Origin of the sequence: Nonomuraea bangladeshensis (genome assembly GCF_039529455.1) — a bacterium.
Lineage (GTDB): Bacteria > Actinomycetota > Actinomycetes > Streptosporangiales > Streptosporangiaceae > Nonomuraea > Nonomuraea bangladeshensis.
In genome coordinates, this window is record NZ_BAAAMV010000008.1 from 557,319 (window position 1) to 582,182 (window position 24,864).

General features: G+C 70.0%; 26 protein-coding genes and 1 tRNA gene. 14 read left to right on the forward strand and 13 right to left on the reverse strand.

What is annotated here, in order from left to right:
* Window positions 1-25: 25 nt before the first annotated feature.
* On the reverse strand, window positions 26-565 hold the full coding sequence (locus ABD292_RS28680; protein WP_344212618.1) for a hypothetical protein: 540 nt from the start codon (window positions 563-565) through the stop codon (window positions 26-28).
* 260 nt (window positions 566-825) lie between these two features.
* Window positions 826-1,278, reverse strand: a complete 453-nt coding sequence (locus tag ABD292_RS28685; RefSeq protein ID WP_344212620.1) for a hypothetical protein — start codon at window positions 1,276-1,278, stop codon at window positions 826-828.
* 141 nt (window positions 1,279-1,419) lie between these two features.
* On the opposite strand from ABD292_RS28685, the gene ABD292_RS28690 reads away from it, so the two are divergent.
* Window positions 1,420-2,088, forward strand: a complete 669-nt coding sequence (locus ABD292_RS28690; protein ID WP_344212622.1) for a hypothetical protein — start codon at window positions 1,420-1,422, stop codon at window positions 2,086-2,088.
* Between the two features lie 341 nt (window positions 2,089-2,429).
* Here the strand turns inward: ABD292_RS28690 and ABD292_RS28695 are convergent, their stop codons facing one another.
* Complete coding sequence (locus ABD292_RS28695) at window positions 2,430-3,986, reverse strand: alpha/beta hydrolase (protein ID WP_344212624.1); 1,557 nt, start codon at window positions 3,984-3,986, stop codon at window positions 2,430-2,432.
* Between the two features lie 234 nt (window positions 3,987-4,220).
* Between ABD292_RS28695 and ABD292_RS28700 the strand changes: the two genes are divergently transcribed.
* The 3 genes from ABD292_RS28700 (at window position 4,221) to ABD292_RS28710 (ending at window position 7,141) form a co-directional block, all read left to right on the forward strand.
* A complete protein-coding gene (locus tag ABD292_RS28700) occupies window positions 4,221-5,354 on the forward strand; it encodes a sensor histidine kinase (protein ID WP_344212626.1) in 1,134 nt (377 codons plus the stop codon).
* Window positions 5,351-6,022, forward strand: coding sequence for a response regulator (locus tag ABD292_RS28705; protein WP_344212628.1), 672 nt, complete (start codon window positions 5,351-5,353; stop codon window positions 6,020-6,022). Before ABD292_RS28700 ends, ABD292_RS28705 begins: the two co-directional genes overlap by 4 nt.
* Window positions 6,023-6,751: 729 nt before the next feature.
* On the forward strand, window positions 6,752-7,141 hold the full coding sequence (locus tag ABD292_RS28710; RefSeq protein ID WP_344212630.1) for a hypothetical protein: 390 nt from the start codon (window positions 6,752-6,754) through the stop codon (window positions 7,139-7,141).
* A 255-nt stretch (window positions 7,142-7,396) separates the two neighbouring features.
* Here the strand turns inward: ABD292_RS28710 and ABD292_RS28715 are convergent.
* The 7 genes from ABD292_RS28715 to ABD292_RS28745 all read right to left on the reverse strand — a co-directional run bounded on the left by ABD292_RS28715 (window position 7,397) and on the right by ABD292_RS28745 (window position 10,606).
* Window positions 7,397-7,471: transfer RNA gene (locus ABD292_RS28715), tRNA-Val, on the reverse strand.
* A 17-nt stretch (window positions 7,472-7,488) separates the two neighbouring features.
* Window positions 7,489-8,457, reverse strand: a complete 969-nt coding sequence (locus ABD292_RS28720) for an ROK family protein (protein WP_371251954.1) — start codon at window positions 8,455-8,457, stop codon at window positions 7,489-7,491.
* Window positions 8,458-8,512: 55 nt separating this feature from the next.
* A complete protein-coding gene (locus ABD292_RS28725; protein ID WP_344212634.1) occupies window positions 8,513-8,833 on the reverse strand; it encodes a hypothetical protein in 321 nt (106 codons plus the stop codon).
* A 62-nt stretch (window positions 8,834-8,895) separates the two neighbouring features.
* Window positions 8,896-9,360, reverse strand: a complete 465-nt coding sequence (locus tag ABD292_RS28730; RefSeq protein ID WP_344212636.1) for a peroxiredoxin — start codon at window positions 9,358-9,360, stop codon at window positions 8,896-8,898.
* A 58-nt stretch (window positions 9,361-9,418) separates the two neighbouring features.
* Window positions 9,419-9,847, reverse strand: a complete 429-nt coding sequence (locus ABD292_RS28735; protein WP_329573581.1) for a DUF3052 domain-containing protein — start codon at window positions 9,845-9,847, stop codon at window positions 9,419-9,421.
* Window positions 9,848-9,964: 117 nt separating this feature from the next.
* On the reverse strand, window positions 9,965-10,372 hold the full coding sequence (locus tag ABD292_RS28740) for a secondary thiamine-phosphate synthase enzyme YjbQ (RefSeq protein WP_344212639.1): 408 nt from the start codon (window positions 10,370-10,372) through the stop codon (window positions 9,965-9,967).
* Window positions 10,373-10,381: 9 nt separating this feature from the next.
* On the reverse strand, window positions 10,382-10,606 hold the full coding sequence (locus ABD292_RS28745; protein ID WP_344212641.1) for a DUF1918 domain-containing protein: 225 nt from the start codon (window positions 10,604-10,606) through the stop codon (window positions 10,382-10,384).
* Between the two features lie 77 nt (window positions 10,607-10,683).
* On the opposite strand from ABD292_RS28745, the gene ABD292_RS28750 reads away from it, so the two are divergent.
* The 5 genes from ABD292_RS28750 to ABD292_RS28770 all read left to right on the forward strand — a co-directional run bounded on the left by ABD292_RS28750 (window position 10,684) and on the right by ABD292_RS28770 (window position 18,425).
* Entirely contained in the window at window positions 10,684-12,204 is a 1,521-nt protein-coding gene (locus ABD292_RS28750; protein WP_344212643.1) for a HAMP domain-containing sensor histidine kinase, read from the forward strand.
* Entirely contained in the window at window positions 12,201-12,857 is a 657-nt protein-coding gene (locus ABD292_RS28755) for a response regulator transcription factor (RefSeq protein WP_329573573.1), read from the forward strand. The genes ABD292_RS28750 and ABD292_RS28755 overlap by 4 nt, the downstream gene beginning before the upstream one ends.
* A 357-nt stretch (window positions 12,858-13,214) precedes the next feature.
* Window positions 13,215-15,962, forward strand: a complete 2,748-nt coding sequence (gene aceE, locus ABD292_RS28760; RefSeq protein WP_344212646.1) for a pyruvate dehydrogenase (acetyl-transferring), homodimeric type — start codon at window positions 13,215-13,217, stop codon at window positions 15,960-15,962.
* Between the two features lie 173 nt (window positions 15,963-16,135).
* A complete protein-coding gene (locus ABD292_RS28765; protein ID WP_344212648.1) occupies window positions 16,136-17,641 on the forward strand; it encodes an alpha/beta hydrolase in 1,506 nt (501 codons plus the stop codon).
* Between the two features lie 10 nt (window positions 17,642-17,651).
* Complete coding sequence (locus ABD292_RS28770; protein ID WP_344212650.1) at window positions 17,652-18,425, forward strand: maleylpyruvate isomerase family mycothiol-dependent enzyme; 774 nt, start codon at window positions 17,652-17,654, stop codon at window positions 18,423-18,425.
* Window positions 18,426-18,705: 280 nt separating this feature from the next.
* Here ABD292_RS28770 and ABD292_RS28775 read toward each other — a convergent pair whose 3' ends face one another.
* Together ABD292_RS28775 and ABD292_RS28780 are read right to left on the reverse strand one after the other, a co-directional pair.
* Window positions 18,706-19,068, reverse strand: coding sequence for a VOC family protein (locus tag ABD292_RS28775; RefSeq protein WP_344212652.1), 363 nt, complete (start codon window positions 19,066-19,068; stop codon window positions 18,706-18,708).
* A gap of 97 nt (window positions 19,069-19,165) precedes the next feature.
* Entirely contained in the window at window positions 19,166-19,894 is a 729-nt protein-coding gene (locus ABD292_RS28780; protein WP_344212654.1) for a helix-turn-helix transcriptional regulator, read from the reverse strand.
* Between the two features lie 254 nt (window positions 19,895-20,148).
* Between ABD292_RS28780 and ABD292_RS28785 the strand changes: the two genes are divergently transcribed.
* Window positions 20,149-20,442, forward strand: a complete 294-nt coding sequence (locus tag ABD292_RS28785; RefSeq protein WP_344212656.1) for a hypothetical protein — start codon at window positions 20,149-20,151, stop codon at window positions 20,440-20,442.
* On the opposite strand, the gene ABD292_RS28790 is transcribed toward ABD292_RS28785, so the two are convergent.
* On the reverse strand, window positions 20,432-21,475 hold the full coding sequence (locus ABD292_RS28790; RefSeq protein ID WP_344212658.1) for a PHP domain-containing protein: 1,044 nt from the start codon (window positions 21,473-21,475) through the stop codon (window positions 20,432-20,434). The two genes, ABD292_RS28785 and ABD292_RS28790, sit on opposite strands and share 11 nt — an antisense overlap.
* Before the next feature lie 100 nt (window positions 21,476-21,575).
* Here ABD292_RS28790 and ABD292_RS28795 point away from each other — a divergent pair, with 100 nt between their 5' ends.
* The 4 genes from ABD292_RS28795 (at window position 21,576) to ABD292_RS28810 (ending at window position 24,829) form a co-directional block, all read left to right on the forward strand.
* Window positions 21,576-21,971 (forward strand): hypothetical protein, encoded by a 396-nt coding sequence (locus ABD292_RS28795; RefSeq protein WP_344212660.1) that lies wholly within the window; start codon window positions 21,576-21,578, stop codon window positions 21,969-21,971.
* A gap of 3 nt (window positions 21,972-21,974) precedes the next feature.
* Window positions 21,975-23,120 (forward strand): glutathionylspermidine synthase family protein, encoded by a 1,146-nt coding sequence (locus ABD292_RS28800; protein WP_344212662.1) that lies wholly within the window; start codon window positions 21,975-21,977, stop codon window positions 23,118-23,120.
* Between the two features lie 32 nt (window positions 23,121-23,152).
* Window positions 23,153-23,584, forward strand: coding sequence for a DUF350 domain-containing protein (locus ABD292_RS28805; RefSeq protein ID WP_344212664.1), 432 nt, complete (start codon window positions 23,153-23,155; stop codon window positions 23,582-23,584).
* A gap of 120 nt (window positions 23,585-23,704) precedes the next feature.
* Window positions 23,705-24,829: a PucR family transcriptional regulator gene (locus ABD292_RS28810; protein WP_344212819.1), complete on the forward strand. Its 1,125-nt coding sequence runs from the start codon at window positions 23,705-23,707 to the stop codon at window positions 24,827-24,829.
* The last annotated feature ends 35 nt before the right edge of the window (window positions 24,830-24,864 follow it).

The following is a 24,864-nucleotide window of genomic DNA, read 5'->3' on the forward strand; positions in this document are numbered from 1 at the left end:
GAGTGGCTCAAGCCCGTCGCCCTGCTTACTTGTCGCCGGCGCCGTTCGCGCTGTAGACATAGCCGGTGCGATGGCGTCGCGTCACCTGGTGCCACGTCGCCGCGTCACAGGATCCTGCGACGCGCCGAATCGCCTGATCCCAGATGAAGTAGCTCTCACCCAGGTCGAGCCAGCTGTCTTCCCGTGCTCGCTTGTCCCAACTTCTCGTTGGTATCTGTATGCATTCATACCGATGCGACTTGTTTTTGCTGGTGATTTTCAGCACTTCCACGCCCTGCTCATGGGTGCGTATCACAAGACAAGGGCGGTCTTTCCAGCCTGGACGATCCGCGAACTGAAGGGACGCCCAGCAAATCTGACCTGGGTGAACCCGGGATCTCCAGGACGCGTCCGGGGGCTCCAAGTGAACCGAGGGGCGCGTGGCGGCCCGGCGCTCGGCGATATAGCGGATGAGCTGCGTCAGAAGGGCCAGGCCGCCTACGAAGACGATCAGGCCAAGGATCACGGCGAGAGCGGATGGCGCTGTGCCCGAGATGGCCATCGCGTAAGGGAGTGTGCCCATCACCGGAGGCACCTTACATACAGGTCGAACATCACGGTAGCGTTTCCTCCGTTTCATGCCGAATAACTGCTTCGGGAGGGCGCGCCCCGATCACCAGAGGCGCACGTGGTCCGGAATATGTTGCGACTTCCGGCTGCCGGCGATCGGTTCAGGGAATGCAGGGGCTGGGTGGTGGCACCCGGTTTTGAGGAGCGTGGCCACCAGGGCGGCGAGGGCGGCGGCCCGTGCCCAGGTCGTTGTCGTGGTCATCGAAACTTCCTCGATCAACGTACGCAGGTGATGGAGGGGCCGCGCACGGTCGAGGTGCGACTCTGGGCGCCGGCGAGAGACACGTTGATGGTGATGTCGCCGTGATACCGCTTGCCGGACTGGCACGCCGAGGGCGTCTCCAGCGTGGTGTTGATGCCGGCCTGCGCGGGGTCCCGGAAGCTGTCGAACTGGTACGACGTCTCGACCGCGTCCGGGAGTCCGGCCCGGTGTCGCCTCAGGGCTAATGTGACCTTGACGTACCGAATACGACGGTTATTGCACGAAAAGTAGTAATTTACCCCGACTCGCTGGCCCACCACGATGTGCGGGTCCGGTCGATAAAGGCGGCATCCGGGAACGGATGTCCCTTCTGCGGCCGCCGCCGCTTCCGTGGCCGTTGCCCCCATGGTGCCGATCGCCAGAACCATGGCCGCGAAGAGGGCTTTGCCCCTGCTGTTTGTGTTCATGCCCCGACATTCGCGCCTCGGGAAGCCGGCGGGCAAGGGGTTTCGTGTCCGCGGACAGAGTGCGGACAGAGCCCTCCCCATCAATGCCGAAATTGCGGCACTATCTCAGACATACCGGCGGCTTCGGGATTGGACAGGCGAGTGGATACCGGACAACACACTGATTATCGCCAGGTTCTTCGCCAGTTCTATGCCGATCTCAAAGAGCTGCGCAAATCCGCCAATTCGCCCAGTACGCGAAAAATCGCCGGTGATATCAACCGCAGCAAGACCGTGATCGGCGATCTCTTCTCCGGCCGCGGCATCCCACCGGAACCGGCCGTGCGGGACATCATCGAATATCTGGGCGGCGACTGGCGCGAGTGGGAGCAGCGCGTCCGCGAGGCACGACAGGCTGAAGCGAGAGCGCGGACCGAAGAGCGGTCCCCGCGACCTGACCACCCATGGCTGCGGCACCTCGCCATCGCGTCGGTCAGCGCGGTGCTCGCCGCCGGGGTGAGCCAACTCATCAACGCCGCACTGGAGTCGAAGACGACGGCCCAGGCGCCGAGCCTCGCCCGGATGCCCATCGTGGGGCGTCAGCACTGCGCCGTGGTGATCGTCGACTCGGCCCCCGTCTATCACCTGCCGGACCCACAGGCAGGCATTCTCAGGGAGAAGACCAGGCAGCAGCTCATCACGTACGACGACAAATACCCCGACAAATGGTCGAGCGGCGTTCTGTTCCGCGCCGTACGGACGCCGAACGACCGGCCTCAGTACCACTGGATGATGGCCGACCACCTCAAGGTCACGGCATGCGCTTCCTGAGGGGCGTCGATCTCCTTGCGCTCTTCGGGCTTGGTCACGAAGCTGCCCACGCCGGGCTCCGTACGGATCAGCCCGTCCGCGCGAAGGGCGCGCATGACCAGCGGGCCGGAGGCCTCGTCCGGCGTACTGTCCAGCACAGCACAGGGCACGTGGTGGCACGACAGCCCCGTAGCGAGATCGCTACGGGGCTTCCCGGTGCAGGTGGGCAGTACTGGATTCGAACCAGTGACCCCTCGCTGGCAGGGAGCGAAGATCGTTCCCGTCGGTGCGCCGGCCTGTGGGCCGACCTGGGGAACCACTTCCCCGCTGACCGTCTCCGCGCTGCCCTGATGGCATGACGGTCAGGGCCGGGGGCCCGCGCAGGAGACGTTCTTGGCCGGCAGGGTTCCCTTGATCAGGAACGCGACGGTGGCCTTGTCGGCGCAGGTCGAGCCGGTGCCGTAGACGAAGTGGCCGCCGTGCTCGACACCGAGGAAGCCGGCGCGGTCACCCAGGGCCCTGTGCATGCCCCGGCCCGCGGCCCACGGCGTGGCGTTGTCGCGGCGGTTCTGCAGGATCAGGATGTTACGCGGACCGTGCGAGGTGACCTTGACCACCGGCTCGATCGGCTTCTGCGACCAGAACGCGCACGGCAGGATGTTGTTGGGCATGCCCGCGCTCAGCGGGTACTTCGCGCGGGCGGCCGCGGTGGCGTCGGCGTAGGAGCCCACCTCTCGCGACCAGGTGGTGTCCCCGCAGAGCATGGCCAGGACCATGGTCGCCTGGTTGTCCGCCGGCACGCCCTTCACAGCCGGGGTGTCGGCGAGAATCTGCCGGAGCACGGCGGCGTCCGCGTCCGCCAGGGCCTTGCCGGCGGACAGGTCGGCCGCCGCCTTCCAGAATCGGGTGAGCGGCGCGAGCATCTCGTTGCGCTGCAACATCTGGTACGTGACGCCGCGCAGCAGCGCACCGCTGATGGCCACTGATGTGCCCGGCATCATGGCCGGCTTCCGGTCGAGGCGGTCGGCCAGCGCGATGAAGGTGTCGGTGACCTCGCCGGCGGTGCCGCCCAGCCCGAGGTCGGCGTCGGCCGCCGCGGCCACGCGGGCGGCGTCCGGAAACCGGTCGTTCATGCCCTGGTTCCAGGTGTTCAGCATCTTCGCCCACACCTTGTTCGGGTCGACGTTGCCCTCCAACACCATCCGGTCGGTGTTGCGGGGGAACAGCGAGGCGTAGACCGCGCCGAGGTAGGTGCCGAAGGACTGGCCCCAGTAGGAGATCTTCCGCGCCCCGAGCGCCTGGCGGATGCGATCCATGTCGCGCGCTGTGTTCGCGCTGTTGAAGAAGCGGAGCTTGTCACCGATCGTGGCGCACTGCCGGGCAACGGCGCGCGCGGTGGTGACGTTGCCCTCGATCGAGCCGCCGGCGCCGGGGTAGGGGAAGATGGTGAGAAGGCTGGGGCCGGACAGACCGCAGCTCATCGGGGTGCTGTGGCCGACGCCGCGCGCGTCGAACCCGATCAGGTCGTAGGAGTCCCGCACCTCCTTCGGGAGAGTGAGTGCCATCTGGCCAGGCATGTCCAGGCCCTGCAGTCCCGGACCGCCCGGGTTGAACAGCAGGTCGCCGCGCTTCTTGCCGTGCTTGGCGGTGGCGATCCTGGAGACCGCGACGGTGATGGTCTCTCCGTCGGGGCGGCGGTAGTCCAGAGGCACCTTGACCGTGCCGCAGGTTTGCCTGGGGTCCCGTTCGACGCCTGGCGCGAGTTCGGGGCACTGACCCCACTTGATCGAAGTCTGGACGTGACCGGCGGTCGCCACGGCCCTGGCGTCGGCCGGCTGCCCACCGATCACTGCCCCCGCTGCCGCGACCGTGGTCAGGGCGCCGGCGACGACGACGCGTACGCGGATGGTGTTCCCCATGGTGCTGTCCTCCGAATGACCGATATACCGTGATCTGGCTTCGCGGTTGACCGTGGTTGTCGGCCGCTGATGAGAAAGGTAGGGATGGAGGGCCCTGTCCCGAATCACCGCGTTGCGGACATTCCGTGTAGCTCACATGAGGGACAAGCACGGCAACATCGGAGATCAGGGATCGCTAGGCTCTGGGCCATGTCGGGGACCTGGGCCAGCGACCGCTTACGAAGGTTGCGGAAGGTGTGGCGCGTCTACGACGCCACGGTGTGGGACCGGTGGCTGGCCGTCGTGACCACCGGGCTGGCGTTCGTGCCGGCGCTGTCGATCATGAGCGTCGAGTTCGGCAACCTGTCAGGACGCCCGGCCGACGCGTTCCAGATCGTCCTGATCCTGGCCCAGACGGTGCCTCTGGCCGTGCGTACCCGATGGCCCGCCGCGTGTCTGGCGATCAACGGCACGGCTTTCATGATCCACGAGACGCTCGGCTACCCGATGCAGTTCGGCACCGTGACGGTGTACATCGCGCTGTACTCGGTGGGCGCGCACCAGGAGCGGTTCCGGGGCGTCATCGCCGTCGTGGCATCGACCGCGTACGTCGTGCTGTGCGTGGCCGTGGTCCTGCTCGGTTCACCGGTTCTGCAGAGCGAGTTCCTGGTGTTCTACCTGCTTTTCGCCGCGTGCTGGCTGGGCGGCGCCTTCGTACGCGGGCAGCGGCTCCAGGAGGCCGAGCGACGGCGGCTCGCCACCGAGGCCGCGGCCGCCGCAGAGCGGGCGCGCATCGCGCGGGAGCTGCATGACGTGGTGACCCACCACGTCACCGCCATCGTCGTGCAGGCCGACGCCACGCAGTTCGTGGCCACGTCACCGGAGCGCGTGGCCACGGCACTGTCCACGATCGGCGGCGCCGGCCGCCGAGCCCTGGCCGAACTGCGGTATCTGCTGGACGTGCTGGAGGCGACCGGAGAGTCGGCCACGCCTGTCGTGGGCAGCGTGCGAGACCTGGTCGAACACATGCGAAGCGGCGGCCAGCCGATCGAACTGGTGGAGGACGGCGACCAGCCCTCGCTCCCGGTCGGCGTGGGGCTGGCCGTGTACCGGACGGTGCAGGAGGGCCTGACGAACGCCGTCAAGTACGCCCAAGGCCGCCCCACCACCGTTCGCATCGGCTACCGGGATGACCACCGCGTGGAGGTCGAGGTGACGAACGCCGCTGGCGCGGTCCCCGTCGGCGCGAGAAGCAGCCTCTCCGGCGGCCGCGGCCTGGCCGGACTAAGCGACCGGATAGGCGCGCTGGGCGGCGAGCTGGCCGCAGGCGAGCAACCGGACGGCGGTTTCCGAGTCTCCGCGTCGATCCCCGTAGGCGGTGCCAGATGACCATCCGCGTCGTGATCTGCGAGGACCAGGAGATCGTCCGTGCCGGCTACGTGACGGCGTTCGACGCGCAGCCGGACATGGCGGTGGTCGGCGTGGCCGCCGACGGCCCGGCCGCGGTCGAGGCGGTCACTAGCCTGAAGCCCGACGTGGTGGTCATGGACATCCACATGCCGCTGATGGACGGCATCGAGGTGACGAGGCGCATCGCCGGCCCCGGTGTCGTGGCGCCGCCGAAGGTACTGGTGGTGACCACGTTCAACGTGGACAAGTACGTCTACGAAGCGCTGCGTGCCGGAGCCAGCGGCTTCCTGCTGAAGGACGCCCCTCTCCTGGACCTGGTGAACGGCGTCCGCACCGTCGCCCGCGGAGAGTCCCTGCTGTCCCCCACCGTGACCCGTACTCTGATAGGTCGCTTCGCCGACCGCCTCCGCCCGGCCGCCCCCACCCCCGACGAGGATCCGCTGGCCGTCCTGGCTCCCCGCGAACGCGAGGTACTGCGGCTGATCGCCCGTGGCCTCTCCAACGCCGAGATAGCCGCAGAACTGGTGATCAGCTTCGAGACCGTCCGAACCTACGTCTCCCGGATCCTCACCAAACTGGACCTACGCGACCGCGTCCAAGCCGTGGTCTTCGCCTACCGCACAGGCTTCGCCGACGACGACCGCTGAAACCGGCAATCGCCTTTCCGAGCCGGACGAGCAAGATCCCCACTGCTCGGGCACGTGACGGAAGCAAGATCGGTTGCGTTCGCTGATGGCACGTCAATGACACGAGTCCCGTTTCCCTGATGGGAGACGGGGCTCTTTCTGCTGGTGGGCGGTACCAGGTTCGAACCAGTGACCCCTCGCTTGCAAGGCTCGCCGCGAGAAGGTGGGACCTGGGGTGATTCGAGGTCCCACCTCAGCGAACCTTCCGCGCGGATCCCCTGCTGTCTACGCTCGTCCTGGGCCGTTGTCACTCAGATTGTCACTCAGTGGGGACGCCCTGGCCGTGCTCCAGATACATCCACGGTCATGCCAAGCTACGCCAGGGGGACTGCCTTCAGCTGGCGGCTGAGGTAGCGATGGCGCACCTGCTCGGGAGCGATGGTCTCGGCTTCCAACAGCGAGGCCATCGCGTCGTCGGCACGGTCCCACAGGCACAAGGCGTACGCCACGGCCAGGCCATGGCAAGCGCGCCCGCTCGCTGATATCCAGCTTCGGCCCGAGTTCCACGACCACCTGGATGTCTCCCAGCTCGCCTGCCGTGGCCACCTGATGGATAGGGACGTTCGTCGGCCCGAACGCAGGGGCGTGCCGACTGTTTGCCAGGCCATCGATTGAGCCAGATGCTCCCCATTTGTCACATGGGTATCTGCTGTATGCCCTGACCCCGGCACTCACAGACAAGGAAGCAAGATGATCTCACCGAAGCACGCAGTCTCCTTGGCCACAACCACCTTGGCGGGAGCCATCCTGGCCGCCTCGTTCCAGGCACCGGCGTCCGCTTACGACAACCCAGAGCGCGACAACATCTTCAGGCACGACAAGCCGATCACCGGGCACGAGATCGTCCGTGCCGAGATCACTCTGCGCCCTAACAGTCTGGTCAGCGGAGAAGTCAGATGCCCTGCAGGGAAGAAGGTTCTCGGCGGAGGCTACCACCTGCCTGGGATCCTCCCGAATCCTGAGGTGGTAGACGATCACGCCACAGATGACGGGAGGGGGTGGCTGGTCTCGATCTTCAGCCCTCTCGGGTCCTCCGGGGGCACCGCCATCATTTCCGCCCAGTGCGCCTTCGCGCGATAGACCTGTTCGACTCCGAACGACGAAGGCCGTCCCGGTCACCGAATCGGGACGGCCTCGCTGAGATCCGACGTCAGGAACAGCACCCGGTACGCCAGTGACGGTGTGTCTGCCCTTGGGCATTCCGGTGCCGTCACCCGGACCCACCGCACCGCCGCTCGAAGCCCCGCTGGCTCCTTCGACAGGCGCCCGTCCTCCTTCGTGGACGGCGGGCGCTTCCTCGCGTCATGACGTCCCCATCGAGGACACTCTTTCTGCTGGTGGGCGGTACTGGGTTCGAACCAGTGACCCCTCGCTTGTAAGGCGAGTGCTCTACCGCTGAGCTAACCGCCCCTGATCGGCACTACACCTTACGACACCAAGGGGCCCGACCGCACATCCACGTCCCACCCGGGCCCCAGCTCCGGCCGACCCGCGGCGCGCCAGCCCAGGAGGGCGGCGCCGAGCATGCCGGCGTCGACGCCCAGCGCGGCCGGGATCAGGGGCGGGGCGTCGCGGAAGGCGAGGCGCTTGAGCAGGCGCGTGCGTACGGGGTCGAACAGGGCCGGGCCGGCCTCGGCGAGGCCGCCCCCGAGGACGATGGCCGAGGGGTCCAGCAGCAGCGTGTACGTGGCCAGGGCGAGCGACAGCGCCTCCACGGCCTCGTCCCAGATCTCGATGGCGATCGGGTCGTCGGAGGTGACGACCTGTTCGGCCCTGACGCCTTCGAGGCCGGCCCGCTGGCTGTAGCGGCGGCCCACGGAAGCGGCCGACGCGTACGTCTCCAGGCAGCCGAACTGGCCGCAGGCGCACTGTTCGCCGTCAGGGAAGACCGGGGTGTGGCCGATCTCGCCGGCCCAGCCGGAGGAGCCGCCGTACGGCTCGCCGCGGATGACGGTGGCGCCCGCGATGCCGGTGCCGATGGGGAGGAAGAGGAAGTCGGCCACGTCGCGGCCGGCGCCGAGCACGCTCTCGGCGAGGCCGCCCGTACGGACGTCGTGACCCAGCATGACCGGGATGTCCAGCGTGGTGAACGCCGAGGCGGGGACGTCCCGCCAGCCGAGGTTGGTCGCGTAGACGGCGGCGTGCTCGGTGACCAGGCCGGGCACGGCGAGGCCCACGCCGGCCGGCTCCCCGTCGCCCGCGGCGGCGAGGTGGCCGATGAAGTCGGAGATGGCGGCCACGACCGCGTCCCCGCCCTCGGTGCGCGGGGTGGGGCGCCGCTCGCTCAGCAGCACCTTGCCTGAGTCGCTGACCAGGCCGCCCTTCATGGACGTGCCACCCACGTCGAGCGCGACGACGAACGACGAGCTACTCGACGTACTACTCAATGCGGACACGGTAGGAGACGATAGCGCAGCTCATCCGACGGCGGTGAAGCCCCCCGGCGGGAGGTCAGGCGCGGCCGAGCACGCGGTTGAGCGCGGCCTCCACCTCCGCCGACAGCCCCGGCGGCGTCTCCATCGCGGGCGGCCGGCCCGGCGTGCCGCCGGAGCGGGCCATCCAGACGGCTCCGCAGGACCGGCACTCCACCTCGCCGAGCCGGCAGATGAGCGCCGTGGACCGGCAGGTGCCGCAGTGGTCCAGGTCGAGGTCGTGCAGGCGTTGACAGTCCGGGCAGATCAGCACCTGGGACTCCGCGCGCACCCCGCGCTGCCACGGGCTGGAGCCGCGGACCGGGTCCGTCTGCCGGGCCCCGCAGCGGTAGCAGGGCATCGTTGCCTCCGAAGTGAGTGCCGGGGTCGGGATCAGTGTCGGTGTCAGTGTCGATGTCAGGGTCAGTGGATGTCGGCGAGCGCCTTGACGTAGTCGGCGACGTCGCGCGCGGCGGAGATCGGGTTGATCACCGACCAGCGGATCACGCCCTCGCCGTCGATGATGAAGGTGCCCCTGCGTGCGAGCCCCTTCGCATCGTCGAACACACCGTACGCCTGCGCGACCTGTCCGTGTGGCCAGAAATCGGAGAGCAGCGAGAAGGGATAACCCTCGCGATCCGCCCAGGCGCGGAGGGTGAAGACGGAGTCGACCGAGACCGTCAGCACCCGTACGTCGTCGCCGAACGCCGTGTCGCGCAGCGCGTCCAGCTCGCTGCCGCAGATGCCGCTGAAGGCAAGCGGATAGAAGACCAGCACGACCTTGCGGCCCCTGAGCCGGGACAGGCGCACCGGAGCGCCGTGCTGGTCCTGCAGCTCGAAGTCCGGAGCCGGGGCGCCGACCTCGACAGGATGTGCGTTCACGCCCATATCCTGCCGCATGGCGGACGCCGTGACTCCCTGGGTGGTCGAAGCTCTCTGCGGGTCCTTACCTCCGGCCCTTGGGCGTCACGAGCCGGGTGCCGGACCAGTCGGGTGCTGCCGAGATGCTGCTGGTCTGCGACAGGCCCGCGGTGGCGGCGTCCTCTCCGATGTCGCTCGGCTCCACATGGCCCTCGCGTCCGGACTTAGGGGTGAGCAGCCAGATCTGGCCGCCCTCGGCGAGTGCACGCATGGCGTTGGTCAGCGTGTCGAACAGATCGCCGTCGCCGTCGCGCCACCACAGCAGCACCACGTCCACGACCTCGTCGCTTTCCTCGTCCAGCAGCTCGGTGCCGGTCAGGTTCTCGATGGAGTCGCGAAGATCGTCGTCGACGTCCTCGTCCCAGCCGATCTCCTGCACCACCTGACCCGGCTTGAGGCCGAGTCGTTCGGCCAGGCCGCGCTCGCCCTGCGCCTGACCCGCGGTCGCGCTCACGTTTATCCCTCCTGCTTGAGTGGCCCCGCTTATGCGGTTTATCGCTTCGGGACAGTCCACACGCTGTGACCCTCAGTCGTCAACGGTCGCCACGGGTACGGCCGTACTCGGCCAGATTCAATGCGACAAAAACGACAGGCGAACCTGGCGTTGCGCGTTGTCGACGTTCAGGTCCACGACGGCGATGGACTGCCATGTGCCGAGCGCCAACTGCCCGCCGAGCACCGGTACGGTCGCGTACGGCGGGATCAGCGCGGGCATGACGTGCGACCTGCCGTGACCGCGTGAGCCGTGCCGATGACGCCATCGGTCGTCGGCCGGCAGCAGCTCCCGCAGCGCCGCGAGCAGGTCGTCGTCGCTGCCGGAGCCCAGCTCCAGCAGGGCGACCCCCGCGGTGGCGTGCGGCACGAATATGTGCAACAGGCCGTCTTCGCCCTGACCGCGTACGAATTCGGCGCACTGGCCGGTGATGTCGTGCACGGTCTCTCGCGAACCTGTGGCCACAGAGATGATTTCTGATCTCACGAGCTGATCTTACGTAGGCACATCGACGGCATCAGGGCCGGCGAACACCGGCCCGCCGTGCCCGTCGCCGGAGCGCGCCACGCGGTGCGGCTCTCCGTACGAGCCCTGAACCTCCCTGATGACGCGACTCCTGTCCTTTTCCTCCACGCCGTCGGCGTGGGCCAGGAGACGGTCTCCTGCCGTTGCCTTCATACCTCCCACACTGGGCCCCGGAAAGCCGGACGAAAAGACCATTTCCCTAGAACGAACGATTTTTACCTCCCTCTCCTGGGGGAGGACCCGGGCCTGACCCGGGCGTTACGCTGCGAAAGGTGTGGGGTTCCGGGCTGCGCGGGCGGATGGCGGCCTCGTACGTGCTGGTCACGACCACCGCCGTGTTCCTGGTCGAGGCCGTGATCGCGGCGACGTTCCTGATCCCGCAGGCCAACGCCTCCGACCTCGCGGAGGTGCTGCGGGAGCAGGCGTCGAGCGACGCGCAGGCGATCGGCCTGGAGGTGACGCGGCTGAGCGGCCCCGCCCCCGTCCGCGGGGAGATCGCCATTCCCGATCTTCCCGATATTCCGGATGTCCCGGGCGAGGCCGTGAGAAGAGCCGGCGCGGACGGCCGCGAGCTGCTGCGGGCGGCCGTGGCGGCGGCCGGGGGACGTACGGTCGCGGGCGGCGCCCGGCCGCACACCGAGCCGGGCCTCGCCATGCTGGAGACCGTCGTGGACGTGAACGGCGTGATCCTGGCGGCCAGCGCCCCCGGCATCCACCGCCTCGGCGCCACGCTGGACGTGCCGCTGCCGCCGCTCGGCCGGGAGAACGCGGGCGACGGCCGCACCGTGACGGGGCGGACGGTCTGGCACGTCAGCCCCGTCCTGCGCAAGGAGCCGGTGGGGCCGCACGGGTTCGAGGTGATCGGGTACGTGCACGTCCAGGCCCCCGCCGACGCCGAGGTCGCGTCCGTGCCGAGCCTCACGCCCATGATCGTCCCGACGCTGCTGGTGCTGGGCCTGGTGCTTCCGGTGGGGCTGGTGTTCGGGCTGCTGAGCACCCGGCGGCTGATCGGCCGCCTGCGCCGGCTGGCCGCGGTCACGACGGCGGTGGCGGCGGGCGACTTCCGGCCCCGGGTCGAGGTCTCGGGCTCGGACGAGGTGAGCACGCTGGAGCAGTCGTTCAACGTCATGACCGACCGGCTCGGCGCGGCGGTCGAGTCGGCCAGCATCACCGCGCGCACCGAGGCCAGGCAGGCCGAGCGCGGCAGGATCGCGCGGGAGCTGCACGACTCCATCTCCCAGGACCTGTTCTCGCTGAGCCTGCTGGCCGCGGGCATGCGCAGGGCGGCTCCCGAGGGGCTGCGCGGTCAGGCGGAGGCGATGGAGCGGACCTCCGCCCGCGCGATGCGCGAGATGCAGGCGCTGCTGCTGGAGCTGCGGCCGGTGGCGCTGGAGGACGCCGGGCTGGTGCCCGCACTGGAGGAGCTGTGCCGGGCGTACGAGACCAGGCTCGGCGTACGGGTCGAGGCGGTCCTGGAGGAGGTCGCGCTGGAGGCGGCGGCCGAGCACGCGGTGCTGCGGCTGGTCCAGGAGGCGCTCGGCAACGCGGTCAAGCACGCGGCCCCCTCTCGGGTGGAGGTGCGGCTGGGCCGGGGCGCGGACGGCGCGGTCACCGTCTCGGTGTCGGACGACGGCTCGGGCTTCGACCCGGCGGACGTGGCCGGGCGGCACGGGATGGGGCTGACGCTGATGCGTGAGCGGGTGACGGAGCTCGGCGGCCGTCTCGACGTCCGCAGCGACGGCGACGGGACGACGGTGACGGCGACGATTGCCGGGGCGGTGAGCCACGCGTGAGCGTCCGGGTGCTGATCGTGGACGACCACGAGGTGGTCAGGCAGGGCCTGCGCTTCGTCCTGGAGCAGGAGGACGGGATCGAGGTCGTGGGCGAGGCGGGCGACGGCGAGGCCGCCCTGCGGGCCGTACGCGCCCTGCGGCCGGACGTGATGCTCCTCGACCTCGTCATGCCCGGCATGGACGGCCTGCGGGCGCTGGAGGCCCTCAGGGAGGCCGGCGACGGACCGGCGCCCGCGGTCATCGTGCTGACGTCCTTCCAGGAGGAGGACCGGGTGGTGGAGGCGGTGCGGCTCGGTGCGCTGTCGTACCTGTCGAAGACGAGCGCGGTGGACCGGGTCGTCGAGGCGGTCCGGGCGGCGGCGCGCGGCGGCAGCGTGCTGGAGCCGGGCATCGCGGCGCTGCTGGTCCGCCAGGTGCGGCGCGCCGAGCGTCCCCGCCCGCTCGACACGCTCACGCCGAGGGAGCGGGACGTGCTGGCCGCGCTGGCCCGCGGCCGCTCGAACGCCGAGATCGCCCGCGACCTGCGCATGGGAAGGGAGACGGTCAAGTCGCATGTCAGCAGCATCCTCGCCAAGCTCGGCGTGTCGGACCGCACCCAGGCCGCCATTTACGCCCTCCAGCAGGGGCTCGTGCCGCTCGACGAGGCTCTTTGACGGCCCGGCGAGGAGCCCGGCGGCGGCCTGCGGGAGGCGTGACCGCTAGACTCGGCCGGCCGCCCGGTGACGGCCCTGTCCTCTGAGGGAAGGGCGGGCGCGGCGGGCAGGGCCCCGTGGAGCAGGACCGGGACACGCGAGCGAAATTTCGTTCATTTTGCTGTCTTGTTAAAATGCTCCTGGGATGTAACCTTTGACTGCGAATCGTCCTACCATCGGTGGTCTAGGCCATCGGAGAGGTCCCTGCCAGCAGGGACACGCTGGTTACCGGCCAGTAGAGATGCGTTTTCTACGGCTAGAGACCAGGATGGAAGACGACCAGACCAGACATCAGTCATTCTCGGAAGGCGAGACCCAGTGGCTTCCGGACGCCAGCGATTCTCGATCATCAGCGACGGCCTACCCAGCCAGCTGCCTGATGTCGACCCCAGTGAGACCAACGAGTGGCTCGAGTCTCTCGACAACGTCGTCAAGACCGAAGGCCGCACCAGAGCCCGCTACCTGATGCTGCGCATGCTGGAGCGGGCCCGCGAGCACCAGGTCGGCGTGCCGGGCCTGCGGAGCACCGACTACATCAACACCATCCCGCCGGAGCGCGAGCCCTGGTTCCCGGGTGACGAGCACGTCGAGCGCCGCATCCGCGCCTACATCCGCTGGAACGCGGCGGTCATGGTGTCCCGGGCCAACGCCCGCACCAACGTCGGCGGTCACATCGCGACCTACGCCTCCGCCGCGTCGCTCTACGAGGTGGGCTTCAACCACTTCTTCCGCGGCAAGGACCACGGCGAGTCGGGCGACCAGGTCTTCTTCCAGGGCCACGCCGCGCCGGGCATCTACGCCCGCGCCTACCTGGAGGGCCGGCTCAACGAGGCGCAGCTCGACGCGTTCCGTCAGGAGCTCTCGCACGGTTTCCACGGGCTGCCCTCCTACCCGCACCCGCGGCTCATGCCCGACTTCTGGGAGTTCCCGACCGTCTCCATGGGGCTCGGCCCGATCGGCGCGATCTACCAGGCGCGGTTCAACCGCTACCTGCTCAACCGCCAGATCAAGGACACCAGCCGCAGCCACGTGTGGGCCTTCCTCGGCGACGGCGAGATGGACGAGCCCGAGTCGCTCGGCGCCATCGGCGTGGCCGCCCGCGAGGAGCTGGACAACCTCACGTTCGTCATCAACTGCAACCTGCAGCGGCTCGACGGCCCCGTACGCGGCAACGGCAAGATCATCCAGGAGCTGGAGTCCTACTTCCGCGGCGCCGGCTGGAACGTCATCAAGGTCGTCTGGGGCCGCGACTGGGACCCGCTGCTCGCCGCCGACGTCGACGGCGTGCTGGTCAACCAGATGAACACCACGCCCGACGGACAGTTCCAGACCTACTCGGTCGAGTCGGGCGCCTACATCCGCGACAACTTCTTCGGCTCCGACCCGCGCCTGCGCAAGATGGTCGAGCACCTGTCCGACGACGACATCCGCAAGCTGTCGCGCGGCGGCCACGACTACCGCAAGGTCTACGCGGCCTTCAAGGCGGCCCGCGAGCACGTCGGCCAGCCGACCGTGATCCTCGCCCAGACCATCAAGGGCTGGACCCTCGGCAAGGACTTCGAGGCGCGCAACGCCACGCACCAGATGAAGAAGCTCACCAAGGCCGAGCTCAAGGAGTTCAGGGACCGGCTCTACCTGCCGATCCCCGACTCGGCGCTGGAAGGCGACCTGCCGCCCTACTTCCACCCGGGCGAGAACGACGAAGAGATCCAGTACATGAAGGAGCGCCGGGCGGCGCTCGGCGGCGTGCTGCCCAAGCGGGTCCAGCGGGCCAAGCCGATCAAGCTGCCGGGCGACGAGGTCTACAAGAGCTTCGGCAAGGGCTCGGGCAAGCAGCAGGTGGCCACCACCATGGCCTTCGTCCGGCTGCTCAAGGACCTCATGCGCGACAAGGAGATCGGCCACCGGTTCGTGCCGATCATCCCCGACGAGGCGCGCACGTTCGGCATGGACGCCATGTTCCCGTCGGCGAAGATCTACTCGCCGCACGGCCAGACGTACGAGGCCGTCGACAGGGAGCTGCTGCTGTCGTACAAGGAGGCCGTGCAGGGCCAGATCCTGCACGAGGGCATCAGCGAGTCGGGCTCGATGGCCTCGGCGATCGCCGCCGGCACCTCCTACGCCACGCACGGCGAGCACATGATCCCGATCTACATCTTCTACTCGATGTTCGGCTGGCAGCGGACCGGCGACCAGATGTGGCAGATGGCCGACCAGATGACGCGCGGCTTCCTGCTGGGCGCCACGGCCGGCCGCACCACGCTCAACGGTGAGGGCCTGCAGCACGAGGACGGCCACACGCCGCTCATCGCCTCCACCAACCCGGCCGCGATCTCCTACGACCCGTCCTGGGCGTTCGAGGTGGCCCACATCGTCAAGGATGGCCTGCGCCGCATGTACGGCGACCAGCCGGAGGACGTCTTCTACTACCTGACCGTCTACAACGAGCCCTACCTGCAGCCCGCCGAGCCGGCCAACCTCGACGTGCAGGGCCTGCTCAAGGGCCTCTACAAGTTCGCCGACGGGCCGCAGACGCAGGGCCCGAAGGCCAACATCCTGTGCTCGGGCGTGGCGGGCCCGTGGGCGATGGAGGCGCAGCGCCTGCTCGCCGAGGACTGGGGCGTCTCCGCCGACGTGTGGTCGGCCACGTCCTGGTCGGAGCTGCGCCGCGAGGCGCTGGCCTGCGAGGAGCACAACCTGCTCAACCCGGAGGCCGAGCAGCGCGTCCCCTACGTCACCCAGGCGCTGTCCGGCGCCCAGGGGCCGTTCGTGGGCGTCAGCGACTACATGAAGGCCGTCCAGGACCAGATCGCGCAGTGGGTGCCGGGTGACTGGTCCTCGCTGGGCACCGACGGGTTCGGCCTGTCCGACACGCGCTCGGCGCTGCGCCGCCACTTCCACGTGGACGCGGCCTCGATCACGCTGGCGGTGCTGACCCAGCTCGTACGCCGCAAGGAGCTCGACGGCGAGGTGCTGCGCGAGGCCATCGCCCGCTACCACCTCAAGAACGGCGTCACCGAGGCCGGCGGCGCGGAGAGCAACGACACCCAGTCGATGGGCGTCTGACACATCCATCAGGGACGCTCCCGCGAATGTCCTCGCGGGGGCGTCCCCGTGTTCGGGGGACGGACGGGTGAGGCGGCACGTTAGGAGGGGTACGGGCCGCCTCACCCACGTTTGGTGCGAGGTCGCGTATTGTGGGCACTCTTCCCCCGAGTAGACGAGGGGAAGTTTGTGCCATGCGAGGTGTCCTAGCCGTCGCCCTGCTCGTCGGGGCAGTCGGTTGCTCCGCCGTTCCGGCCGAGCCCGCCGCACAGTCCGTCCCAGGGCTCCAGAGCAGCGCCGACCAGGTCGAATGGGGCCCGTGCACCGACATCAAGCGCCCTGACGGCGCGCCGCCGGCCCGTCAGGACAGCTCGGTGCGGTGCGGCAAGCTCGCGGTGCCGCTCGACTACGACAAGCCGGACGGCGAGAAGATCCAGCTGGCGCTGATCAAGATGCCGGCCACCGGGCAGCGGCTCGGCTCGATGGTGTTCAACTTCGGCGGCCCGGGAGCCTCCGGGGTGGACACGCTGGACCAGGCGGGCAAGGCGCTCGCCCCGCTGCGCACCCGCTACGACCTGGTCAGCTTCGACCCGCGCGGGGTCGAGCGCAGCTCCGGCGTGCGGTGCGGCAACGGCGCCGAGATGGACCGGTTCACCGCCCTCGACACGCTGCCACCCAACGACCAGACGCACCGCGAGGGCGAGCAGATGAACAAGCAGTTCGCCGCGCTGTGCCAGAAGAACTCCGGCAAGATCCTGCCCTACGTCGGCACCGTGAACGCCGCCCGCGACATGGACCGCATCCGCGCCGCCGTCGGCGACCCGAAGCTCAACTACGTCGGCATGTCGTACGGCACCCAGCTCGGCGCCGTCTACGCCACCCTGTTCCCCAAGAACGTCGGCCGCATGGTGCTGGACGCGCCGCTCGACCCGACGATCACCTTCGAGCAGCGCACGGTCGCCCAGACGCGCGGCTTCCAGCACGCCTACGACAGCTTCCTGAAGGCGTGCGTGAAGGACGGCTCGTGCGCGGTCGGCAAGGACGTCGCGACGGCCAACACCAACGTCGAGAACCTCATGAACGAGCTGACCGCCAAGCCCATCAAGGTCAGGGACCGCGAGCTCACCCAGGGGCTCGCCTCGACGGGCGTGGCGGCCGCGCTGTACTCCGAGCTGACCTGGCCGTTCCTGGAGCAGGCGCTCGGCGAGGCGCTCCAGGGCCACGGCGAGGCGCTGCTCTACCTGGCCGACACCTACACCGGGCGGTCCACGGACGGCAGCTACTCGACGCAGATGACCAGCTTCCCCGCCATCACCTGCGTGGACACCGCCGAACGGCCGAGCGAGGCCGACCTGCGGCGCACCGAGCAGCAGGCGCTGCAGATCTCGCCGCTGTTCGGGAGCGAGGGCTCCGGCGGGCTGTGCCGGGTGTGGCCGGTCAAGGGCAGCGACCAGGCGCGGCACGTGGACGCGACCGGCTCGGCGCCGATCGTGGTGGTCGGCGGCAAGGGCGACCCTGCCACGCCGTACGAGTGGGCGCCCAAGCTGACGGCCCAGCTCAAGACCGCGACGCTGGTGACGTACGAGGGCGAGGGGCACGGCGCCTACCTGTCGGGCAGCAAGTGCATCCGGGCGCTCGTCGACAGTTACCTCATCAACGGAAAAGTGCCACAGAAGGGCGCCACCTGCCCGGCGGCCTAGTCTGGTGCGGGTGAACTACGAGCCGCTGATCGAGCAGGAGACCGAACGCCTGGCGGAGCTCACGGAGCTCGCCGGTGACCTGTCCGCGCCCGTGCCCTCCTGCCCGGGGTGGACGATGGCCGAGCTGGTCACGCACGTCGGCCAGACGCACCGCTGGGCGGCGCACGTGCTGCGCGACCGGGTGCAGGAGCGCATCTGGTCGCGCCAGGTGCCGAGCGGGCTGCCCGAGGGGCGTAACGGGGACGCCGGATGGCTGCGGGCCGGTGCGACCGAGCTGGTGCGCACGCTGCGCGAGACGGACCCGGACACGCCGGTCTGGACCTGGGGCCCGGACCGGCGGGCGGCCTGGTGGCCGCGGCGGATGGCCTACGAGCTGGTCGTGCACCGGGTCGACGCCGAGCTCGCGCTCGGCGTCGACCCGGTGGTCCCGCCGGCGACCGCCGCGGACGGCATCGAGGAGTTCCTGCACAACCTGCCGGCCGCGGTGTGGGTCACCCGGCGGCTGGCTGAGCTCGGCGTGGAGGGGGCCACGATCCACCTCCACGCCACCGACACCTCTGACGCCGCACCCGTCCCCGGGGGCGTCCGGGGCGAGTGGACGATCACACAGGGCCCCGGCGGGCGCATCGAGTGGACGCGCGGCCACGCCAAGGGCGACGTCGGCGTCCGGGGCCCGGCCGCGGACCTGTTCCTGCTGCTCTACGGCCGCCGCTCACCGGACGCGCTCACGGTCCACGGTGACCACGCCCTCCTGACCCGCTGGCTCGCCACCGCAGCCTTCTGACCCGCCGGCTGGCCGCCGCGGCCTCCTGGCCCCCGCCCAGCCGCCCGGGGCCGTCACGGCCGGGTCGGGGCCGTCACGGCGGACTCAGGGCCGTCACGGCCGGGTCAGGGCCCTGGACGCGCCGCCGCTCGGCGATCGGCGGCGTGTCCAGGGCGCGGGGTGACTCCGCGCCGCCCGCGAACCCCTCGTCGTGAGCCCTGAGGGGTAGGGCGGGCGCGCGCGGCCCCGTGGCGGCCGGGATCGGCGGGGAAGGTGCTTCCCCCGGCCCGCGCACGGGTCGTCACCTGCGGTGAAAGATCCCGAAGAGGCTGCCCGAGGTGTCCTGGAGATAGGCGAAGTCGGTGCCCGCGCCCTCGCCGACGACCTTGGTGATCACCTTGCCGCCGAGCGCCTCGGTCCGCGCGCAGGTCTCCTCGACGTCGGCCACCTGGACGTGGAAGACCGCGTGGTCGGGGAACTCTCCCTTGGTGTTGAAGAGCCCGCCCGCCGGCTCCCCGCCGCCCGCATAGCCGATCATGCGGTAGTCCATCGGCCCGCCGCCGTCGCCGGCGGCGAACGTCCAGCCGAACAGACCGCCGTAGAACCGCTGGGCGCCTTCGGGGTCGCCGGTCGCGACCTCGAACCAGGTCACCGTGTTGTCCATCGCCATCTCCCTCTTTCTCGAACAAGACAACGATGCATCCGTTGAGCGACAACCCTATGTCGGTGTTTCCTCTTGACTTTTCGAACATCTGAATCACCTAGTCGAGGAGCGTGCCGTGCACGATCAGCTCCGGGACGTCGGTGGCGAAGCCCTCCAGCGGCCGCTCGGGGCAGCGCTCGGCGGTGACGGTGGCGGCCGCGATGCGGTCGAGCCTGAAGACGCGCACGTCGTCGCGGAGCCGGCACCAGGCCACGAGATACCAGAACCCGCCGCGCCCGCCGAGGAAGACGCCCGGCTCGACGTCGCGCGAGGTGAGCGCGCCCTTGGCGTCGGCGTAGTCGAGGCGCAGCACCCGCCGCCGCAGCAGCGCCTCCTCTATGGCGCGCGAGACGTGCTCGGGGCCGAGCGGCCGGGACTCCTCGCCGTCCTCGCCGGGACGGCGGACGAGCTGCACCCGGCGGGCCAGCTCGCGGGCCAGCTCACCCTCCTGACCCGGCATGGCGGCGACGACCTTGCGTAAGGCGCTGTGGGCGTGCCGGCCGAAGGGCTGGTCGCCCGCCTGGCTGAGCGCCACCGCGATGGCCACGGCCTCGGCCGGGCTGAAGTTGAGCGGGGGCAGGGACATCTTCTTGTCGATGGCGTAGCCGCCCTTGCGGCCGGGCTCGGCGTAGATGGGGACGCCCGACTCCTGGAGCGCGGTGATGTCGCGCTCGATCGTGCGTACGCTGACCTCGAACCGCTCGGCGAGCGCGCGGGCGGAGCGGCAGCGGGGCGCGATGGCGCGCAGGTCCTCGACGAGCGCGTAGAGCCGGTCGGTACGATTCACAGCCGTGACGCTACGTGCCGCCACCGACAATCGCGGCCCGCGACGCTCCCCCGCCACAGCCTCCTGTCCGCCCGGCCACGCTATTGTCACCCCGCCGGCCACCGTTTCCCGCCTTCGGAGCTGCTTCCCGAGGCGCCTGGCTTTCCGATCGAGCAAAATCGCGCGAACCTGACCATCCTTCCCTCCCTACCGAAGGGTGACATCTCGATAACGCGGAGTTATCACCCGGCCGCGAGAAGGAGTAGCGTCCAGCCATGCGCCTGAGAACGATTTTCATCACTGTCCTGGCCGGCTGCGCCACGCTCGTCCCCGCGGTTCCCTCCGCCGCCGCGGCGGCCCGCGGCACCGCTCCCTCCTGCGTCGCCCGCATCGCCGACGAGCAGCCGCACGGCCTGATCGTGTGGGTGCGCAACGGCTGCGACAGCACCATGCGGGTCAAGGTCATCATGGACTGGGCCCGCGACACGCCCTGCGTCACGCTGGCCGTCGGGCGCTCGCGGGAGTGGACGTACAAGGTCGGGTCCTACAACCGCACGGTCACCTGCTGAGGCGTCCGGGGCGGACGCGGGTCCAGTCGAGCAGCCGCTCCAGCGGCCAGGTGTTCACGATCCGGTCGGCCTCGATCCCGCATCTGGCCGCCCGCTCGCAGCCGTACCGCTGCCAGTCGAGCTGGCCGGGCGCGTGCGCGTCGGAGTCGATCGCGAACAGGCAGCCCATCTCGTACGCCAGCCGCATCAGCCGCTTGGGCGGGTCGAGCCGGTCGGGCCGGGAGTTGATCTCGACCGCCACCCCGAACCTGCGGCACGCCTCGAAGACCAGCTCCGCCTCGAACTCCGACTCCGGCCGCTTCACGCCCCGCTCGCCGCCGCCCCGCACCACCCGCCCGGTGCAGTGCCCGAGCACGTCCACCCGCGGGTCGGCGACGGCGGTCACCATGCGGCGGGTCATCTCCTCGCCGTTCATGCGCAGCTTGGAGTGCACGCTGGCGACCACCACGTCGAGCCGGTCCAGCAGCTCGGGCTCCTGGTCGAGCGAGCCGTCGAGGTTGACGTCCACCTCGATGCCGGTGAGGATCCTGAACGGCGCGAGCCGTTCGTTGAGCGCGGCCACCACGTCGAGCTGGCGCTCCAGCCGCTCGGCCGACAATCCCTTGGCGACGGTGAGGCGCGGCGAGTGGTCGGTCAGCGCCCAGTACTCGTGCCCGAGTGAGCGCGCCGCCTCGGCCATCTCCTCGATCGGCGACCCGCCGTCGGACCAGTCGGAGTGGCTGTGCAGGTCGCCCTTGAGCGCGGCCCGCAGCGCGGCGGTCTCGGCGTCCAGCTCCTCGCCCTCGGTGGCCCGCATCCGCCGCAAATATGTCGGAACCTGGCCGTCGAGGCTTTCGTTGATCACCAGTGCGGCGACCTTCCCGATGCCGGGCAGGTCGCCGAGCCCGCCGTCGCGGGCCAGCCGCAGCAGCTCCTCCTCGGGCAGCTCGGCGACGACCGCGGCGGCACGACGGAAGGCCCGCACGCGGTACGTCGGCTCACCGGCGCGTTCGAGCAGGAAGGCGATCTCGCGCAACGCCTCGACGGGGTTCATGTGTCCCTTCTACCCCACGGTTTCGGACGGGCCGTGTTCGCCGATTGAACGCGGCCGAGAGCCACCGGTAGGCTGATCGGCCACTGAAAGCAGGAGCTACATGGCAAAACCGCCGCAAAACAGATCGAAGCCGCCGCAGGACCGGAAATCCTCAAAAGTCGTCCAGCTCACCATCCTGGGCGTCATCTCCGTGGTCCTCGTCGGCTACTGCGCCGCCACCGCGGACGACGACGAGGTCACCGCCGACTGCGTGGTGCAGCTCGCCGACGGCACGTACGAGGTCGTGGACGACGACTACTGCGACGACGACGACGGCCACGCGCACTACTACGGCGGATCGCGCGGGGCGTACATGTGGTACTACGGCGGCACCCGCACCGGCAACAAGATCCGGGGCGGCACCACCTACCGGCCCACCGACGTGGACATCTCCTCCCGCAGCGGCAAGTCCATCCAGCGTGGCGGCTTCGGCAAGAGCTGGAGCGGCGGGAGCTGAGGCATGCGTCGCGAGCACAGCACTCCCAGGGACGGCTGGGAGAAGACGATCGAGGGGCAGGGCCTGGCCTACCACCGCGCCGCCCACCCCACGGGCCTCACCCGGCCCTACTGGGACGAGTCGGTGCACTACGTCTTCTCGATGGAGGAGATCGAGGCGCTGGAGGAGCAGGTCGAGGAGCTGCACGGCATGTGCCTGCGCGCCGTCGAGCACGTGGTGAGCACCGGCCGCTTCGCCGACTTCGCCGTGCCCGAGTGGGCCTGGGAGGAGGTCGCCCGCTCCTGGGAGCGGCGTGACCCGCACCTGTACGGCCGCTTCGACCTGCGCTACGACGGCACCGGCCCGGCCAAGCTGCTGGAGTACAACGCCGACACGCCCACCTCGCTGGTGGAGGCGTCGGTCGTGCAGTGGTTCTGGCTGCAGGACGTGCACCCCGACGACGACCAGTGGAACTCCCTGCACGAGCGGCTCATCGACCGCTGGCGCGCGCTGCGGCTGCCGCCCGGCCCGGTGCACTTCGCCTTCACCAACGCCGACGAGACCGGCGAGGAGGCCATGACGGTCGCCTACCTGCAGGAGACCGCCGAGCAGGCGGGGCACGCGACGATCTCGGTCGCGATGGAGGACATCGGCTGGGACGACCGCGAACGCCGCTTCGTGGACGCCGGCGACCAGGTGCTCCGCTCGGCGTTCAAGCTCTATCCGTGGGAGTGGATGCTCTCGGACGACTTCGGCCGCCACGCCGTGCGCCACGCCACCTGGATCGAGCCGCTGTGGAAGGCGCTGCTGTCCAACAAGGCGCTGCTCGCCGTGCTGTGGGAGCTCTATCCCGGGCACCCCTCGCTGCTGCCCGCCTATCTCGACGGGCCGCGCGAGCTCACCTCGTACATCTCCAAGCCGCTGCTCGGCAGGGAGGGCGCCTCCATGAGGATCGTCACCCCCGGGGGCACGCAGGAGACGCCCGGCCGCTACGGCCGCGAGGGCTACGTCCATCAGGGCTTCGAGGCGCTGCCGGAGTTCGGCGGCCAGCGCCCGGTGCTCGGCGCCTGGGTGGTCGCCGACGAGGCCGCCGGGCTCGGCATCAGGGAGAGCACGGGCCTGATCACCGACGACACCTCCTCCTTCGTCCCGCACCGCATCGCCGACTGACATCCCCCCTTAGAACGAACCAAGGAACAGACGTGACCCTTCTGGAAACCCTCGCCCGCGGCTCCGGTGCCGTCGCCTCGTACGCCGCCGTGGGCGTGCTGCTCATGATCGTGGGCTTCTACGTGATCGACTGGGCCACGCCGGGCAAGCTGAGCGAGATCATCCGCAGCGGGCGCAACCCCAACGCCACCCTGCTGGCCTCCTCCGCCATGGCGGCGGTCGGCCTGATCGTGGCCGCCTCCATCTGGGCCTCCGGCGGACGGCTCGCCGAGGGACTGGCGGGCACGGCGGTGTTCGGCCTGGTCGGCATCGTGGTGCAGACCGTGGCGATGCTGGTCTTCGACCGGATCGTCGGCATCTCCGTACGCGACCTGGTCCAGGAGCCCGAGCTGCAGCCGGGCGCGCGGCTGCTGGCGGTGACGCACGTGGCGATCGGCCTGATCACCGCGGTCGCGGTGATCTGAGCACGGGTTCGGTCAGTCGCGCAGGCCGAGTGGCGTCGCGTTCATCGCGAGCCACCTGGCACTCTAGAGTGCGTGACAGACCGGACCCGGGAGGACACCACACGCAGGCTCGAGCGGGCCATGGGCTCGCTCGGCACCGCGGCGCTGGCCCGCATGGACGAGCAGCTTCCCTGGTTCCGCGCGCTCAGCGCCGAGGACCGCTCCTGGGTGGGGCTCGTCGCGCAGGCCGGCATCGCGGCGTTCGTCGAGTGGTTCTCCAGCGCCGGCGAGGACCGGCCGACGCCCAGCATCGAGTTCTTCGGCACCGCTCCGCGCGAGCTCAAGCGCTCGATCTCGCTGCAGCAGACCGTCGACATCGTGCGCGTCGTGGTCGAGGTCGTCGAGGCGCAGACCCACGAGCTGGCCGCGCCCGGCGGCGAGGACCAGCTCCAGCAGGCCATGCTGCGCTACACCCGCGACGTGGCCTTCGCGGCCGCGCACGTCTACGCCCGCGAGGCCGAGGCGCGCGGCTCCTGGGACGCCCGGCTGGAGGCGCTGATCGTGGACGCCCTGGTCCGGGGCGAGGTCGACGACGGGCTCCACTCCTGGGCCGCGGCGCTCGGCTGGACCTCCTCCCCCGTGGTCGTCATCGCCGGCCACGCGCCCGAGGGCGACCCCCGCGCGGTCATCGACGGGCTGCGCGAACGCGGCCGCCGCATCGGCATGGACCTGCTGGCCGGCGTACAGGCCGACCGGCTCGTCGTGATCGTCGGCGGGGCCGACGACGTCGACGTCGCGGCCAAGCAGGTCGTGTCCCGCTTCGGCATGGGGCCCATCGTCATCGGCCCCGAGGTGCCCGACCTGCACGCCGCCCCCCGCTCCGCGCGGGCGGCGCTGGCCGGGCTGAAGGCCTCCGCGGGCTGGCCCGACGCGCCCCGTCCCGCCCACGCCGAGGACCTGCTGGCCGAGCGGGCGCTCGACGGCGACGAGGACGCCAGGGAGCAGCTCATCGAGAACGTCTACCTGCCGCTGGCCGGCACGCCGCTGCTCGACACGCTGGCGACCTATCTGGAGCAGGGCACGTCGCTGGAGGCGACCGCGCGGCTGCTGTTCGTCCATCCCAACACCGTGCGCTACCGGCTGAAGAAGATCACCGAGCTGACCGGCTACCAGCCCACGGAGGGCCGCTCGGCCTTCACGCTCCAGGTCGGCCTGATCCTCGGCAGGCTCGCGGAAGCCGCCGTTACATGGCGACCCCTAACGTAATCGGGCCGAAATCATCACTGTGGGGTTCCTACAAA

Coding starts and splice junctions, on each gene's coding strand:
- ABD292_RS28685 (WP_344212620.1), bottom strand. CDS start 1,278: ATGAACACAAACAGCAGGGGCAAAGCCCTCTTCGCGGCCATGGTTCTG.
- ABD292_RS28695 (WP_344212624.1), bottom strand. CDS start 3,986: ATGGGGAACACCATCCGCGTACGCGTCGTCGTCGCCGGCGCCCTGACC.
- ABD292_RS28705 (WP_344212628.1), top strand. CDS start 5,351: ATGACCATCCGCGTCGTGATCTGCGAGGACCAGGAGATCGTCCGTGCC.
- ABD292_RS28710 (WP_344212630.1), top strand. CDS start 6,752: ATGATCTCACCGAAGCACGCAGTCTCCTTGGCCACAACCACCTTGGCG.
- ABD292_RS28725 (WP_344212634.1), bottom strand. CDS start 8,833: ATGCCCTGCTACCGCTGCGGGGCCCGGCAGACGGACCCGGTCCGCGGC.
- ABD292_RS28730 (WP_344212636.1), bottom strand. CDS start 9,360: ATGGGCGTGAACGCACATCCTGTCGAGGTCGGCGCCCCGGCTCCGGAC.
- ABD292_RS28745 (WP_344212641.1), bottom strand. CDS start 10,606: ATGGTCTTTTCGTCCGGCTTTCCGGGGCCCAGTGTGGGAGGTATGAAG.
- ABD292_RS28765 (WP_344212648.1), top strand. CDS start 16,136: ATGCGAGGTGTCCTAGCCGTCGCCCTGCTCGTCGGGGCAGTCGGTTGC.
- ABD292_RS28775 (WP_344212652.1), bottom strand. CDS start 19,068: ATGGACAACACGGTGACCTGGTTCGAGGTCGCGACCGGCGACCCCGAA.
- ABD292_RS28785 (WP_344212656.1), top strand. CDS start 20,149: ATGCGCCTGAGAACGATTTTCATCACTGTCCTGGCCGGCTGCGCCACG.
- ABD292_RS28790 (WP_344212658.1), bottom strand. CDS start 21,475: ATGAACCCCGTCGAGGCGTTGCGCGAGATCGCCTTCCTGCTCGAACGC.
- ABD292_RS28795 (WP_344212660.1), top strand. CDS start 21,576: ATGGCAAAACCGCCGCAAAACAGATCGAAGCCGCCGCAGGACCGGAAA.
- ABD292_RS28800 (WP_344212662.1), top strand. CDS start 21,975: ATGCGTCGCGAGCACAGCACTCCCAGGGACGGCTGGGAGAAGACGATC.
- ABD292_RS28810 (WP_344212819.1), top strand. CDS start 23,705: ATGGGCTCGCTCGGCACCGCGGCGCTGGCCCGCATGGACGAGCAGCTT.